12 protein-coding genes are annotated in these 15,578 nt (G+C 43.5%); 3 read left to right on the top strand and 9 right to left on the bottom strand.

All coding sequences use genetic code 11. From position 1 onward, the window contains the following. Positions 1–12: 12 nt before the first annotated feature. From FEK29_RS13590 to FEK29_RS13570, 5 genes are all read right to left on the bottom strand, one after another. The gene (locus FEK29_RS13590; RefSeq protein ID WP_138258986.1) at positions 13–2,418 is read right to left on the bottom strand and encodes a 3-hydroxyacyl-CoA dehydrogenase/enoyl-CoA hydratase family protein; all 2,406 of its coding nucleotides are present in this window, start codon (positions 2,416–2,418) and stop codon (positions 13–15) included. Between the two features lie 15 nt (positions 2,419–2,433). Further along, positions 2,434–2,886 carry a MarR family winged helix-turn-helix transcriptional regulator gene (locus FEK29_RS13585; protein WP_138258985.1) on the bottom strand — a complete coding sequence of 151 codons (453 nt, stop codon included), beginning with the start codon at positions 2,884–2,886 and terminating at the stop codon, positions 2,434–2,436. A 144-nt stretch (positions 2,887–3,030) separates the two neighbouring features. Beyond that, positions 3,031–4,803, bottom strand: a complete 1,773-nt coding sequence (locus FEK29_RS13580; protein WP_138258984.1) for an AMP-dependent synthetase/ligase — start codon at positions 4,801–4,803, stop codon at positions 3,031–3,033. A gap of 262 nt (positions 4,804–5,065) precedes the next feature. Continuing rightward, complete coding sequence (gene purL / locus FEK29_RS13575; RefSeq protein ID WP_138258983.1) at positions 5,066–8,758, bottom strand: phosphoribosylformylglycinamidine synthase; 3,693 nt, start codon at positions 8,756–8,758, stop codon at positions 5,066–5,068. 113 nt (positions 8,759–8,871) lie between these two features. Then, positions 8,872–9,240 (bottom strand): hypothetical protein, encoded by a 369-nt coding sequence (locus FEK29_RS13570; RefSeq protein WP_138258982.1) that lies wholly within the window; start codon positions 9,238–9,240, stop codon positions 8,872–8,874. 164 nt (positions 9,241–9,404) lie between these two features. On the opposite strand from FEK29_RS13570, the gene FEK29_RS13565 reads away from it, so the two are divergent. Beyond that, on the top strand, positions 9,405–10,991 hold the full coding sequence (locus FEK29_RS13565) for an amidohydrolase (RefSeq protein WP_138258981.1): 1,587 nt from the start codon (positions 9,405–9,407) through the stop codon (positions 10,989–10,991). A 103-nt stretch (positions 10,992–11,094) separates the two neighbouring features. Continuing rightward, positions 11,095–11,463, top strand: a complete 369-nt coding sequence (locus FEK29_RS13560) for a winged helix-turn-helix transcriptional regulator (protein WP_205123421.1) — start codon at positions 11,095–11,097, stop codon at positions 11,461–11,463. On the opposite strand, the gene FEK29_RS13555 is transcribed toward FEK29_RS13560, so the two are convergent. Next, positions 11,460–12,680, bottom strand: a complete 1,221-nt coding sequence (locus tag FEK29_RS13555) for an RsmB/NOP family class I SAM-dependent RNA methyltransferase (protein WP_138258980.1) — start codon at positions 12,678–12,680, stop codon at positions 11,460–11,462. The genes FEK29_RS13560 and FEK29_RS13555 overlap by 4 nt on opposite strands. Positions 12,681–12,751: 71 nt before the next feature. Here FEK29_RS13555 and FEK29_RS13550 point away from each other — a divergent pair, with 71 nt between their 5' ends. Next, the gene (locus tag FEK29_RS13550; RefSeq protein ID WP_138258979.1) at positions 12,752–13,786 is read left to right on the top strand and encodes a WD40/YVTN/BNR-like repeat-containing protein; all 1,035 of its coding nucleotides are present in this window, start codon (positions 12,752–12,754) and stop codon (positions 13,784–13,786) included. A 102-nt stretch (positions 13,787–13,888) separates the two neighbouring features. Here the strand turns inward: FEK29_RS13550 and FEK29_RS13545 are convergent, their stop codons facing one another. The 3 genes from FEK29_RS13545 to FEK29_RS13535 are packed head-to-tail and all read right to left on the bottom strand — an operon-like array spanning position 13,889 to position 15,413. Then, a complete protein-coding gene (locus FEK29_RS13545) occupies positions 13,889–14,323 on the bottom strand; it encodes a hypothetical protein (protein ID WP_138258978.1) in 435 nt (144 codons plus the stop codon). Further along, entirely contained in the window at positions 14,316–14,837 is a 522-nt protein-coding gene (locus tag FEK29_RS13540) for a hypothetical protein (protein WP_138258977.1), read from the bottom strand. The genes FEK29_RS13545 and FEK29_RS13540 overlap by 8 nt, the downstream gene beginning before the upstream one ends. 33 nt (positions 14,838–14,870) lie before the next feature. Beyond that, the gene (locus tag FEK29_RS13535; protein WP_138258976.1) at positions 14,871–15,413 is read right to left on the bottom strand and encodes an RNA polymerase sigma factor; all 543 of its coding nucleotides are present in this window, start codon (positions 15,411–15,413) and stop codon (positions 14,871–14,873) included. Positions 15,414–15,578 lie beyond the last annotated feature (165 nt).

The following is a 15,578-nucleotide window of genomic DNA, read 5'->3' as shown; positions in this document are numbered from 1 at the left end:
TTAGAGGGGATTTTAATTTCTTAACGGTTTACCCGTTTTTAACATGTGTTGAATACGTTCCAAGGTTTTTCTTTCTGTACAAAGGGAAAGGAAGGCTTCACGTTCCAAATCCAATAAGTATTGTTCCGATACCATGGTTGGTTCTGATAAATCGCCACCCGCCATAACATAGGCCAGCTTGTTGGCGATTTTCTTATCGTGTTCGCTGATGTAGTGGCTAGCCTCCATAGAATCCGTTCCCACTAGGAACATGCCCAAAGCTTGTTTGCCCAATACTTTTACGTCTTTTCTCTTTGGCGGTTGGGTGTATCCGGATTCTGCCATTAACTTGGCATATTCCTTGGCCGTCGCAATTTGTCGGTCTTTGTTCACCACCACGATATCCTTTCCATGCTGTAGGATGCCCAAATCGTAGGCTTCATAGGCAGAGGTCGATACCTTGGCCATTCCAATGGTCAGGAAATATTCCTGCAGGACGTTCAATTCCACATCTCCCTTTTTAAAGGAATCCGATGCCCTCATGGCAAATTCCTTGGAACCGCCACCGCCTGGAATAACACCGACACCGAACTCCACAAGACCGATATAGGTCTCCGCAGCTGCTACCACCTTATCCGCGTGTAGCGATAATTCACAACCACCGCCTAAGGTCATCCCATGTGGTGCCGAAATGGTGGGTATGGCCGAATAGCGCATACGCATCATCGTGTCCTGGAACATTTTAATGGCCATGTTGAGCTCATCATATTCCTGCTCGACCGCCATCATAAAAATCATTCCTATATTCGCCCCCACGGAGAAGTTCGCGGCTTGGTTTCCTACGACCAATCCTTGGAAATCCTTTTCGGCCAGGTCTATGGCCTTGTTCAATCCTGCCAAAACATCGCCGCCAATCGTGTTCATTTTGGACTGGAACTCGCAATTAAGGATCCCGTCTCCCAAATCCTCAACGACAACCCCGCTATTTTTAAAGACCTCTTTGGTTTTACGAATATTGTCCAAAATGATAAAGGCATCCTGACCCGGAACCTTAACCATTTCCTTTTTAGGGATATCATAAAAATAGGTGTTGCCGTCTTTCACACTGTAAAAGGAAGAAATACCCGCCTCTTTCATGTCGGCAACCCAAGATGCGGCTGTTTGGTCTTCCGCTTTAATAAATTCCAACCCTTTTTCCAAACCTACGGCATCCCAAATCTGGAAAGGTCCGTGTTCCCAACCGAATCCGGCTTTCATGGCATCGTCTATTTTATATAATTCATCCGATATCTCTGGAATCCGATGCGAAACATAGGCGAACAACTGACCGAAACTCTTTCGGTAAAATTCTCCTGCCTTATCTTTTCCATCGACCAAAACGGGGAACCTATCCACCACCTTGTCAATGGTCTTTGTCAATTCTAAAGTTCCGAATTTGGCACTTTTCTTGGACCGATATTCCATCGTGTCCAAATCCAAGGTCAAAATTTCGCTCTTGCCTTTATCGTCCTGTATTTTTTTATAAAAACCTTGGCCCGTTTTGCTTCCCAACCACTTATTTTCCATCATGGTCTTGATGAAATCCGGCAGGGCAAAAAGTTCGTGTCGCTCGTCGTCCTTGCAATTTTCAGAAATTCCGTTTGCAACATGTACCAACGTGTCCAAGCCAACCACATCCACGGTTCTAAAAGTGGCGGATTTTGGTCGGCCAATAACAGGCCCCGTCAATTTATCTACTTCCTCCACGGTCATGTTCAATTCCTTGACCGTATGGAACAAACTTTGAATACTGAAAATGCCGACCCTATTTCCAATAAAAGCAGGTGTGTCCTTTGCAACTACGGATGTTTTACCCAAGAACTTTTCCCCATAACCATTTAGAAATTCCAATACTTCTGGAAGCGTCATTGGGCCCGGGATAATTTCGAATAGTTTTAAATATCGAGCTGGATTGAAAAAGTGGGTACCACAAAAGTGCTTTTGGAAATCCTCACTTCTTCCTTCGCTCATAAATTTTATGGGAATCCCAGAAGTATTGGAGGTAATAAGGGTTCCGGGTGTTCTGTGTTTTTCCAGATTTTCAAAAACCTGTTTTTTGATGTCCAACCGTTCTACGACCACCTCAATGATCCAATCGACTTTACTGACCTTGGAAATATCGTCCTCCAAATTTCCGGTGGTAATTCTATCGGCGAACTTTTGGTGGTAGATAGGAGAAGGTTTCGATTTTAATGCCGATGCCAGGGAATCGTTCACCAAGCGGTTTCTAACCGCTTTGTCCTCCAAGGTAAGACCTCTTGCCTTTTCTGCGTCATTAAGTTCCCTTGGTACGATATCAAGCAGGAGAACTTCTACTCCAATATTCGCAAAATGGCAAGCGATGCCACTACCCATGATACCAGAGCCAATTACTGCTACTTTTTTAATATGCTTGTTCATTTGAATAAAGCTGTATTATTTAGTTGTTGCGTTTTTTGTGTAAATCTTTTTATCAACAATAAGTTTGTTAATGACCTCCGTCACTTCAAAGAAGTTTTTTAATTTTTCTTCGGATACATGGTTTTTTACCACTTCATTAAACTGAAGTACCACATCCTTGGAATCCTTTCGTTTTTCCAGTCCAAAATCTGTAAGATAGATCAAAACTCCACGGCCATCCGCTGGATTCGGTTTTCTTTCGATCAGTCCCTTTTCTTCCATACTTTTTAAGATTCTGGACAAGCTGGTCGCTTCCATTCCCATTTTTGGCCCCAATGAAGTGGAAGGCGTGCCCGTCTTAGGGTCAATGCTCAATAAAGTAAAACCGATAGCCATTGTAGTCTCAAAGTTCTTTGCTTCCTCATTGTACATTCTTGCTACTGCCTGCCATGTAGCACGTAGGGCGTAGTCAATGGTAACTTCCTTCATAAGGTTTTTTAGTTGGTTACCAAATATATAAAAATTTATTATGCATGCATAATAAATTTATGAAATTTTGAAATTCCCTATTTGATTTGCGAAGCAGAATTACTTTCTGGCCACGATTTTAGACGGGGACGATTTCATTTAGATTTATCCATGCCCATAGATATCGTTGTACAGGTCTATGTACTTTTCCTTAACGATTTTCCTCCGTAGTTTCATGGTAGGGGTTAGGTGACCACCTTCAATGCTCCAAACATCTGGCGTGAGCCTAAACTGCTTCACTTTTTCCCATTTCGCGAATTGCTCGTTTGCCAAATCGACCTCGGTCTGGTATTGTTCCAACACCACGGGATTTAGTATAATATCAGAATTCTCTGGGATTGTTAGCCCTTTTTTGGTCGCCCAATCATGCAGGAAAGCGAAATCTGGTTGTATCAAGGCGGCGGGCATTTTCTCACCTTCGCCTACGACCATGATCTGTTCAATGAAGCGGGATTGTTTGAATCGGTTTTCCAATAATTGTGGTGCTACGTACTTGCCCCCAGAGGTTTTGAACATTTCCTTTTTTCGGTCCGTAATCCGTAGAAATCCGTCGGCATCTATTTCACCAATGTCACCAGTATGGAAGTAGCCATCTTTCAATACTTCAGCGGTTTTTTCAGGTTCCTTATAATAGCCCAACATTACATTGGGACCTTTGCAAAGGATTTCGCCGTCGTCCGCGATTTTCACTTCTACCTTATCGATGATTTTACCTACGGAACCAATTTTCCATCCACCTCCTTTTTCCTGGTTGACCGAAATTACCGGCGAGGTTTCCGTAAGTCCGTAGCCTTCCATTACAGGAATTCCTGCCGCTCCAAACACTCGGCTCAACCTTGGTTGAAGGGCGGCACTTCCTGAAACCATCGTTGTTAGGTTGCCCCCAAGACCTTCTTGCCATTTGCTAAAAATTAATTTACGGGCCAGTTTCAATTGCTGCTCGTACCACCATCCATTGGCACCATAAGGTTCAAATTTAAGTCCTACGGATACTGCCCAGAAAAAGAGCTTTTTCTTGATACCCGTCAGAGCACTTCCTTTGGCGATGATGGCGTCATAAACCTTCTCCAAAAGTCGGGGTACGACCGTCATTACATTGGGTTTTACCTCCTTGATGTTATCACTGATTTTGTCCAGGCCTTCCGCAAAGTGGATTTCAATACTGCAGTATTGATACAGATATAAAATCATTCGTTCAAAAATGTGGCACACCGGTAAAAAGCTCAGGGCACTCGCACCGGCGTTAAAAGGTACCCGTTGTTCGCTTGCAATGACATTGGATACAATGTTATTATGGGAAAGCATAACCCCCTTGGGCCTTCCGGTGGTACCAGAGGTATAAATCAACGTGGCCAGATCATTTGCCTTGACCTGTTCTTTTAGTTTATCCACTTCGGCCTGATTGGAATCGTCCTTGCCCAAGTCAAGTACGGCCTGCCAATTATCACAATCGTTCAAGGTTTCAAAACTGTAAACTCCCTTAACATGTTTTAATTGCGATTTGATGGCATTGACTTTCGCAAGCACTTCGGCACAGGAAACAAAGCAATACGTAGCCTCTGAGTGGTTTAAAACGTATTCATAATCCTCTTCCGAAATGGTAGGGTAAATGGGCACCGTTTGTGCACCCAACTGTAAAACCCCAATATCCATAATGTTCCATTCCGTACGGTTGGTCATGGAGATGATGGCGATTTTATCGTTGGGTTTTACGCCAAGTCGTAATAGTCCACGGCTAATCGCATTTGCTTTATCAATATATTCTTGGGTGGATGTGGAAATCCATTTTCCATCGTATTTGGTGACCAGTGCTTTCTGCAATGGGTGGTTTTCCAATTGATAATAAGGAAAATCGAAGAGGCGGGTAACTTTTTGCATAGTCGGTTTGTAAAACTTTTTTGCAAAATAATGAAAGAACTTGGGATTCTAAATAGGTACTATTAAAATTACCTGTTAATAATTATGAATATGGTAAATGAAAATGAAATGCAATTGGTTGTTTTTCTTAACGTATTCCCGTGGCCGTTCCCTTATATGGCAATACCAATGTTTAGTAGCTGTTTTTGGGGACAAGACCTGTCTTGTTTTTAAAACCTGACAGGTCTTAATAGCATCAAATTAACCGTTATAAATAATTCCTTTATTTGTTTGATATAACCCACTCCCTGGCATTCATAAAGGCCTCCAACCATGGAGAAGCTTCATCGTTTCTGTCCGATGGATAATAGGTCCAATTCCAGGGAAATGTGGATCGCTCAATATGCGGCATGGTTACCAAGTGCCTGCCCGATTTATCACAAAGCATGGCTGTATTGAAATCGCTGCCATTTGGGTTTGCTGGATAGCCTTCATACCCATATTTTGCTACAATGCCATACTCGCTTTCGTTTTTGGGTAATTTGAACTTGCCTTCACCATGTGAAATCCAAACGCCCAAAGTACTGCCCGCCAATGTGGAGAGCATGACCGAGTTGTTCTCCAGTATCTTCACCGAAGTGAAGTTGCTTTCATGTTTGTGGGAGTCGTTGTAGGTCATTTTTCCATGTATATCGTGCTCCGGATTTATCAAATCCAATTCCATGAACAATTGGCATCCATTGCAGATTCCAATGGATAAGGTATCGGGCCTGGCAAAAAAGTCCTTGATGACCTTATTGGCCTTTTCATTGTATTTGATCGCTCCCGCCCAGCCTTTGGCACTCCCCAGAACGTCGGAATTTGAAAAGCCTCCTACAGCACCTAAAAATTGGATGTCCTCCAAGGTTTCCCTGCCCAAAATTAAATCGGTCATGTGAACGTCTTTCACATCGAATCCGGCCAGATACATGGCATTGGCCATTTCCCGTTCGGAATTACTTCCTTTTTCACGAAGAATCGCCGCTTTGGGCCTGGTCTGTCCTTCGGCAAGGTTTCGGCTAGGAAGTTTGATGGGTCCTGAATTCGGAAATGTATAGTTTAAGGATTGGTTCTTGTAATTTTCATACCGGTCCTTGGCAAGTCCGTTGGCCGTTTGTTTGTTGTCCAATAAATAGGAAGTCTTGTACCATGTATCCCGCAGGCTAGCAACGTTCAGTCCCATTTCCATACCACCGTTTTTGATGGTAAGTTCGGGCGTATCGGTCACCGTTCCTATTTTCTTTACGTCGATATTGGCATCGACCAGTAATTTTTCGACCAGGTTATCCCGAAGTTGGAAGACGATACCCGCATTCTCGGAAAATAACAATTTAATAGTATCTGATTCTCCCAAATCGGTCAGGTCCAAATCAGCTCCCAAATGGGTATCGGCAAAACACATTTCCAACAAGGTAGTTATAAGTCCTCCAGACGCAACATCATGGCCTGCGAGGATTTGCTCGTTTTGAATCAAGGTTTGTATCAGGTCGAAAACCGATTTAAAATAATCGTCGTTCTGAATGGTAGGAGCTTCAGAACCAATGGAATTGCGTACTTGGGCAAACGAAGAACCACCTAGTTTATAAACGTCCCTGGAAAGGTTGATGTAGTAAATGGAACCTCCATTTTTTTGCAATACAGGCTCCACTACCTTTTTGATATCGTTGCAACTTGCCGCTGCCGATATCACTACGGTGCCCGGTGCGATTACATCCCCATCCGGGTACTTCTGCTTCATGGAAAGGGAATCTTTTCCCGTTGGAACGTTGATGCCAAGGGCGATGGAAAAATCCGAGACCGCTTGGACAGCCTGATACAACCGTGCATCCTCGCCTTCGTTTTTACAGGGCCACATCCAGTTGGCGGATAAAGAAACAGACTTTAATCCGTCTTTCAACGGGGCCCAGATGATGTTGGTCAAAGCTTCGGCAATACTATTTTTACTACCTGCGGCTGGGTCGATCAACCCGGAAATAGGGGAGTGGCCAATACTCGTAGCTATGCCCTCGGTTCCCTTAAAGTCCAAGGCCATGACCGCAACATTGTTCAACGGAAGTTGCAAGGGCCCGGCGCATTGTTGCTTTGCCACACGCCCCCCAACGCAACGGTCCACCTTATTTGTTAACCAATCCTTGCAGGCTACGGCCTCCAATTGCAGGACTTGGTCCAAATATTCGTGAAAGTGTTCCAATCCATATTCAGGTTCCTTGTAGGACCTTTTGACGGAAACATCGCTCATTGTCGTTTTTGGGGAACTTCCAAAAATATCCCCCAATTGCACGTCCATAGGTTTTGCACCCGTCGTTTTGGATTCAAAGGTAAATCGGTCGTCCCCGGTTACATCGCCCACCTCGTACATAGGCGAACGTTCACGATCGGCAATCCTTTTTAAAAGTGCCGCATTTTCTTGTCCGATGACGAGTCCCATGCGTTCCTGGGATTCGTTTCCAATGAGTTCCTTGGCAGAGAGTGTAGGGTCGCCCACGGGCAATTTGTCCAAATCTATCTTGCCCCCGGTTTCTTCAACCAATTCCGATAGGCAATTCAAATGGCCTCCGGCACCGTGATCGTGAATGGAAACAATACTATTGTTTTCACTTTCGACCATGCCTCTGATTGCGTTGGCGGCACGTTTTTGCATTTCTGGATTGGAACGTTGTACGGCGTTCAATTCGATGGCGGAACTAAATTCACCCGTATCCGCGCTGGAAACAGCGGCACCTCCCATGCCTATCCTGTAATTGTCGCCGCCAAGAATGACAATTCTATCCCCTTTTTTCGGAGTGTCCTTTAAGGCTTGTTCCGCTTTTCCATAACCTATTCCGCCCGCTTGCATGATTACCTTGTCGTAGCCCAATCTTCTGGCTTCCGCTCCAAGGACCGAGTCTTTTTCATCGTGCTCGAATGTAAGGACGGAACCTGCAATTAACGGCTGCCCGAACTTGTTCCCAAAGTCCGATGCCCCATTGGAGGCTTTAATCAATATATCCATAGGTGTCTGGTAGAGCCATTTTCGCTCTGGCATGGCCTGTTCCCATTCCCTTTCTTTTTCGAGCCTAGAAAATGCCGTCATGTATACCGCCGTACCTGCCAAGGGCAATGATCCCTTGCCACCTGCCAAGCGGTCCCTAATTTCCCCGCCGGAACCTGTTGCGGCCCCGTTGAAGGGCTCAACCGTGGTAGGGAAATTGTGGGTTTCGGCTTTTAATGACAACACGGAATCAAACTCCTTCTCTTCGTAAAAGTCGGGTTTGTCGGCCGATTTTGGGGCGAATTGTATGGCTTTGGGCCCTTTTAAAAAGGCCACGTTGTCCTTGTAGGCCGATACGATATCGTTGGGGTTTTCCTGACTCGTCTTTTTTATGAGCTTGAAAAGACTCGATGGCATTTCCTTGCCATCGATTATAAATGTGCCATTGAAAATTTTATGCCGACAATGTTCCGAGTTTACCTGACTGAAACCGAATACCTCTGAATCCGTCAATTTCCTTCCCATTTTCTTGGAAAGACCTTCCAAATAGGCGACTTCCTCATCGCTCAAGGCCAAACCTTCCTTTTGGTTATAACCGGCAATATCGGCTATTTCCAAAATGGGTTCCGGAAGTATGTTGATATCATAGATAGCCTGACCGATGCCCTTGTACTTTTGGGAAAGCATGGGGTCAAAATCGGAAAAATCCTCAGATACGGCGTTGAATTCCTCAATCCTTAGAATGCCCGTAATCCCCATATTTTGGGTGATTTCAACGGCATTCGTACTCCATGGGGTTATCATGGCGGCACGTGGCCCAACAAAAAAGGCGTCCAGCGACGCCACATGTATTTTGGGTTGGTTGCCGAACAACCATGTCAATTTCTTTTCATTTTCCAGCGTGATTTCCTGGGTGGTTTGGACGGCAAAAATTTTGGCTGCCGGGTTTCCAAAAAAGTGAATCATATCGGTACGTTTCTTTTGCAAATTGGAAAATGCAAAATTACGATTTTAACCCTTGTTTTTCCTAGTGTGCGGTAGACAGTTTTCAACCAATTTTGTTGATATAAAAATCATCCCTAAGGTTTTTCTGTAAAGTGAATCAAGGCTGTATCCTGTTGTATTTCAATACGCATCAATTCCAAAAAGGAAATTCCGTTACTATAATATCCTCCCACGGTTTCAATTGTTTGTCCACTCGCTTTATTGTATAATACTACATAGCTTCCATCGGTCTTGGCATGCGTCATTTTTAGAAATCCGGATATGGATTCCTTTGGACCCAATCGTTCGATAACCAGACTATTTGTATTCTCCGAAGTTTTTACAACGATATTGGTAATGCTTTGTTCGGTAGTATTGGTGATATTTACATCGATGCCATTCTCACGAAATAAAATACAAGAATATAGAAGAAGGGTTATTAAGGTAAAGGGTACATTTCTCATTTTGCTATTCGGCACCCATAAAATTATCTCATTTTTGAGAATCAAAATTTAAAAAAATTGAAATTTAGTACATCTAAATATTAATCCCTTAAATATTAGCGGCGGCTAAAACCTACAAATTAATAATTCACTACCTTTTACAAACTAATTCAAAATCGACCAAAATGACTAAAAGACTATGCACGTTTGTCATGTGCCTTTCCTGTGCCATGCTGACCTTTGCCCAGAAAAAGTATTCCAAAAAACAAATTGAGAAATTTAAGTCTGAGGCCAATGCCTTGATCGAAACCGATAAAAAGATGGCCCAGGTGATGGTGGACAAGATCTTTAGTTTTGCCGAACTTGGCTTTCAAGAAGAGGAATCTTCCAAATACCTAACGGGGGTATTGCAGGAAAATGGTTTTGAAATTGAACATTCATTGTCCGGCATACCCACCTCATGGTTCGCGAAATGGAGCAATGGGGAAGGTCCTGTTATCGCTTTGGGAAGTGATGTGGATTGTATTCCCAAGGCGTCGCAGTATCCTGGGGTTGCGTATCACAAACCTATTGTGGATGGCGCCCCCGGGCATGGTGAAGGACACAATGCCGGTATTCCCCTGAATATCATGTCGGCCCTCGCCGTAAAGGAAATTATGGAAAAGGAGAACATTGGGGGAACCTTGATACTTTGGCCGGGTATCGCCGAGGAACTGGTAGCCGCCAAAGCTTGGTATGTGCGCGATGGTCTTTTCGATGATATCGATATGTGTATTTTTACCCATGTGGGGAACAATTTAGGAGTCTCCTACGGACCCACCAGGGGTACCGGATTGATATCCGTGGAGTATTCCTTTGAAGGAGAGGCGGCACATTCCGCCGGTTCGCCCTGGCGCGGAAGAAGTGCTTTGGATGCTGCCGAACTGATGAACATAGCCTGGAACTACAAAAGGGAGCATTTACATCCCTTAAAAAGATCACACTCCATTTTTACCGATGCTGGAGATCAGCCCAATGTAGTGCCATCCAAGGCCGCTATCTGGTTTTATTTTAGGGACATAAAGTATGAAGGAATTATGGAAATGTATGCCCTTGCCAATGATATGGCCAAGGGAGCTGCCTTGATGACAGGTACCACCATGAGCTCCAAAGTACTTGGAACTGCGTGGCCAAGACATTATAACAAGGTCATTGCGGAAACCATGTATGACAATATCAAGCAAGTGGGACTCCCGCAATGGTCAGAGGCCGACCAAACCTTGGCCAAGGCCGTACAGACAGAGGTCGGTTCCGAAAAAATTGAAGGTTTGCCAATGGAATTGGATCCCCTTGGACTTCCGGTGGAAGAGCCGGTAAGTGGCGGTTCTGACGATATTGGCGATATTTCATGGAAAGTACCAACCGTGACCATGCGGTTTCCGTCCAATATTCCCGGCTTGCAGGGACACCATTGGAGTAATGCAATCGCCATGGCCACGCCCATTGCCCATAAAGGCGTAGTTGCCGGGGCCAAGGCGGAAGCCATGACCATTGTGGATTTTTTAACGAAGCCGGAACTTCTAGAAGGGGCCTGGGACTATTTTAAAAACGTACAACAAAAGGAAACTACCTATAAACCAATGATCGCCGAAACCGATATGCCACCGATTTATTTGAATACGGATAAGCAGGGCCAGTTTAGGGAGGAGCTTCAAAAATATTACTATGACGAAACCAAATACGACAGTTATTTGGAACAATTAGGCGTGGAATATCCCACTGTCAAAGAATAACTTTTTAAGTAAAAAATAGTAACGAACATCGGTCTATAATTTAGACCGATGTTTTATATTTGGGGTGTATCAAAGTATTACCTACATTTTAAATTCTACAGTTTTGAACAAACCATCCGAATATTGTCCCGTAACCGCCTGTATGGAGGAAATAGGTAGCAAATGGAAGCCGATTATTCTTTATAGGGTTTCCATGGGTATCAACCGGTTCTCAACGCTTCTAAAGAACATAGAAGGTATCAACAAGCAAATGTTGAGCAAGCAATTAAAGGAATTGGAAAAATCACAAATCCTGGAACGCAAGATGTATGCGGAAATTCCACCGCGTGTCGAGTATACCATCACGGCCAAAGGCAAAACCCTCATGCCGTTAGTTCAAGCCATGAAAAAGTGGGGACAAAAACCTGCGGAGAAACCATCCGGCAAAAAAACCGCTACCCAAGGGGACCAACAATTGCCATTGTTCGGTTAATTGGCTGTTTCTTTTTGTAATAAGGCCATGTAAAAGCCGTCAAAGCCGCTTTTGGAGGCGAATATTTTCTTTTCGGTCACCAGTGTAAATTTGCTCCCTTCCTCAGATGTCAAAAAGATCTTCACCTGCTCCGAGTTTTCTTGTGGCAATATGGAACACGTAGCATAGACCATCTTACCACCCGCTTTTACGATCTTGCTGTAACTTCTCAAGATTTCCTGTTGGGTCTTGGTAATCTCTTCCAGAAACTCGGGTTGTAGTTTCCATTTGGTATCGGGGTTTCTACGAAGTACCCCAAGACCAGTACAGGGAGCATCGATCAAGACCCTGTCCGCGCTATCGTACAACTTTTTGAAGACCTTGGTAGACGTAATCTCCCTAGGTTCTATATTATGCGCTCCATTTCTTCTGGCACGTCTTTTAAGTTCCTTGAGCTTGCTGCCGTAAATATCCATGGAAATTAGCTGTCCTTTGTTTTCCATCAGTGCGGCCAAATGCAGGGATTTTCCTCCCGCACCGGCACAGGTATCCACAACGCGTTGCCCTGGTTTTACGTCCAAAAGTTCCGCTACCAATTGACTAGAGGCATCCTGTACCTCAAAAAGTCCATCCTTAAAACTTTGGGTTACGAATACGTTGGCCCGTTCCGGAAGCTTAAGGGCGAGGGGATATCCTTTAATGGGTTCGGTAACGATGCCTTCGTCCAAAAGTTTTTTTCGAAGTTTTTCTTTAGTGGTTTTAAGGGTATTTGTTCTAAGAATGACTTCGGCAGGCTCGTTTAATTTTGCGATTTCGGCCGTCCAAAGTTCCTCCCCCAAGGCTTTGGCACACAATTCATCGATCCAATCAGGGATTGCCTCTCTGTATTTTCGAATTTTGGAAAGTTCGTCAAACCGACCCTTGATCCTTCTTTCTGGAGTGGGTTCAATTTGTTTCCAATCGGGTAATTTAATTCCGCTCAAAACGGCCCATACCGCCCACATTCTAAAAAGGTCGGGCCTGCTGAAAGGTGCTTTCACCTCGGCAATTTCGGCATACAACCTTTTGTATCGAACCATTTCATAGGTGGTTTCCGCAATGAACCCTCGGTCCCGTGCTCCCCAGCGCTTATCGAACTTCAACACTTTTTGGACAACCTTATCCGCATACTCTCCCTCATTAAAAATCAGGTTCAAAGCATCAATTACGGCGAATACCAAGTTTCTATGCAACTTCATGAGAAAAAATTAAGGGTGCAAAGGTATTGTTTTAGAGTGGATTCCATTTATTTTTGAGAAACTTTGTACACATGCGCCCCTTAGCCTTCTTCGGATTTTTCCTTCTTGTTTTTATCTCGTGTTCCAAAAAAGAAAATATCAAGATTTTTACAACCGTGGAAGTGGAGGATGTTTTTTTGGATTCCGTCAGCATACGGGCCATCGAATTTTTAGATCAAAATACCTTGGCCTTTGCAGGTAGTGACGGCGTGTACGGTACTGTAGATGTTGCTTCTGGAAAGATCCGGTCCAATACTATAAAATACGATAGCATTGTACCCTCCTTTAGGGCCGTTGCTCATACGAATTCCGATTTTTTCATGCTTTCCGTTGGGAGTCCGGCATTGCTTTATAAAACAGATGACAACGGGCAAATGGAATTGGTATATACCGAAGTTGGCGAAACCGTTTTTTATGATTCCATGGTGTTTTGGAACGATTTGGAAGGCCTGGCCGTTGGGGATACCGTGGACGGATGTTTGAGTGTTATAATAACCAGGGATGGCGGAGCGACTTGGAGAAAGATCCCTTGTGATGAACTTCCTGAGGGAACGGAAGGCGAAGGAGCCTTTGCAGCGAGCAACACCAATATTGAAGTTATGGGAAATCAGGCTTGGATAGCCACGACCACCGGTAGCATCTATCATACGATGGATACGGGAGCTACTTGGAATAGAATTGGGACCCCTATGGAAAATGAAGTTGCCACACAAGGTATCTATTCCATCGACTTTTACGATCAAAATTTAGGAATTGCCATAGGAGGGGATTACACCCAGCCGGAGGTAACTACCCAAAACAAGATGAAAACGGAAGACGGAGGTAAAACATGGAAGCTTATTGCCGATGGTCAGTATCCCGGTTATAGGAGCTGTATTCAATTTGTGCCGAATCGCGATGGAAAAGCGATCGTGGCAGTCGGTTTTCATGGCATTTCCTATTCCTCGGATGGGGGAGATGCATGGACACAGCTTAGCAAGGAAGGTTTTTATACCATCCGATTTTTATCGGATTCCGTGGCCTATGCCGCTGGAAAGCATCGGATTTCCAAGCTGATTTTTAGATGACCAAAGTTTGCCTTCAGGCAACTTTTCCTTAAAAATGATACTAAAAAAAGACCTGAAAGGTTTTGGAAACCTGTCAGGTCTAAAATCTCTTTTTTGAACATGCTAGCGTCCGCCTTTATTATGGCGGTACTGCTTTATCAACTGCCGTTTAAAATCTTCTTCAGAACGCATTAGGACCAAGGTTTTCTTCGCCGAAATTACCTTACTTACCTTGTTAAGGAAATCTTTTTCCAATTCTTCCTCCTCTTCCTCAATTTTAAGATAAGCGGACAAGAGGGATTGAGCCTCCTCCTCGTTCAAGCTCCCTACGTCTTTAAGTTTGCTTTTTATCTCCACCCATTGCTTGTGTCTCAACTCATGTCTTTTTTCTTCATATTCGTTGTAAACTGGCCAAAATTCCTGTGCCTCTTTGCTAGAAAGTTCCAGATGCTCGGTCAAGTAGGCCACCTTGAGAGCCTTAATCTTTTCCCTGGACTTATCTTGGGCAAAAGACAGGGTCGTAAACAACATCAATATGGCTATAAATAGTCTAATCATTGTTTTCTAAATTTAATTCTTCAAAATACTCCACATTTTCATTGAGATAATCCAACAGATTGTCCTCGTTTAATTGTGGTTGTACGAAATCGTTAATTTCATAGGTATCGACAGGAAGTACCTCCGCGATTTCATCGGAGGAAAGATCCAGCTCATTATCGTCAAAATAGGCTTCGATTTCGGAATTTGCCAAATCGGTAAAACTAAGCTCTTCGATATTACCCCAATTTATTCCAATGGCCAAGAAGGTTACTGCCGCAATGGACGCCGCAATGGTCATAAATTTCCTGAATGGTGTAAACTGTATGACTTTTGGAACGGTCTTCTCCTCTTCTAGTCTGGCGGTAAGCTTGGACTGAAAATCCTCAAAATAAGATGAAGGGACCCTAAAACCCTCTTGCTGGGGAATAGATGAGCTTTCCTTTGCCAACCTATCCCTAAGACTTTCCTCAAAGCTATCGAAATAGCCTTTTGGTGTGCTGAAAGGATTTTTATTTGTGTTCTTCTCGTTCATCTTATTACTATGACTCTCAATTCATTAAAAGGTTTAATCGCCTTTGATGAAACCCTCTATTTTTTTTACGGCTAAATGATAAGAGGCTTTTAGTCCCCCAACGGTGGTATCCAAAATCTCGGAGATCTCTTCATATTTTAAATCCTCATAATACTTCATGTTGAAAATCAATTTCTGTTTTTCAGGCAGGGTAGCGATTGCCTTTTGCAGTTTCAATTGAATCTCATCGCCTTCAAAATAAACATCGGCCTCTAAATTTTTTATCATTTTGTCTTGGTATTCATCATCGGTCACTCCAAGTTTAGTTCGTTGTTGTTTTAAAAAGCTCAACGATTCGTTGGTCGCGATTCTGTACATCCATGAGAACAGTTTACTTTCTCCTTTAAAGCTGTCAATATTCCGATACACCTTAATAAAGGTATTCTGAAGCACATCATCAGCATCATCATGATTCAGTACAATTCTGCGGATATGCCAGTATAAACGTTCCTTATAATTCGCAACCAGTTGCTCAAAGGCCTTGGACTGTGTCTCCTTTGATTTTAATTCCTGGACTAAGGTTTCCTCTGCAATCAACCGAAAGCTTTTTGTACTATGACTACTAAAGTACGAAAAGGTTTAGTTTTTAGTGGTTAAGTGAAATAGTGAGATAGTGATTTAATGAAAAGTGAAAAATGAAAAGTGAAGAATGAAAAGTTAAAAGTTATCTTGCTAACAGCTAACAGCTAACAGCTAACAGCT

This window comes from Maribacter aurantiacus, from assembly GCF_005780245.1.
GTDB classification, from domain to species: domain Bacteria; phylum Bacteroidota; class Bacteroidia; order Flavobacteriales; family Flavobacteriaceae; genus Maribacter; species Maribacter flavus.
The sequence above is the reverse complement of the archived record's forward strand: the minus strand, read 5'-3'. Positions and strand labels throughout refer to the sequence as shown.

Coding starts and splice junctions, on each gene's coding strand:
- FEK29_RS13590 (WP_138258986.1), bottom strand. CDS start 2,418: ATGAACAAGCATATTAAAAAAGTAGCAGTAATTGGCTCTGGTATCATG.
- FEK29_RS13585 (WP_138258985.1), bottom strand. CDS start 2,886: ATGAAGGAAGTTACCATTGACTACGCCCTACGTGCTACATGGCAGGCA.
- FEK29_RS13580 (WP_138258984.1), bottom strand. CDS start 4,803: ATGCAAAAAGTTACCCGCCTCTTCGATTTTCCTTATTATCAATTGGAA.
- purL (WP_138258983.1), bottom strand. CDS start 8,758: ATGATTCACTTTTTTGGAAACCCGGCAGCCAAAATTTTTGCCGTCCAA.
- FEK29_RS13570 (WP_138258982.1), bottom strand. CDS start 9,240: ATGAGAAATGTACCCTTTACCTTAATAACCCTTCTTCTATATTCTTGT.
- FEK29_RS13565 (WP_138258981.1), top strand. CDS start 9,405: ATGACTAAAAGACTATGCACGTTTGTCATGTGCCTTTCCTGTGCCATG.
- FEK29_RS13555 (WP_138258980.1), bottom strand. CDS start 12,680: ATGAAGTTGCATAGAAACTTGGTATTCGCCGTAATTGATGCTTTGAAC.
- FEK29_RS13550 (WP_138258979.1), top strand. CDS start 12,752: ATGCGCCCCTTAGCCTTCTTCGGATTTTTCCTTCTTGTTTTTATCTCG.
- FEK29_RS13545 (WP_138258978.1), bottom strand. CDS start 14,323: ATGATTAGACTATTTATAGCCATATTGATGTTGTTTACGACCCTGTCT.
- FEK29_RS13540 (WP_138258977.1), bottom strand. CDS start 14,837: ATGAACGAGAAGAACACAAATAAAAATCCTTTCAGCACACCAAAAGGC.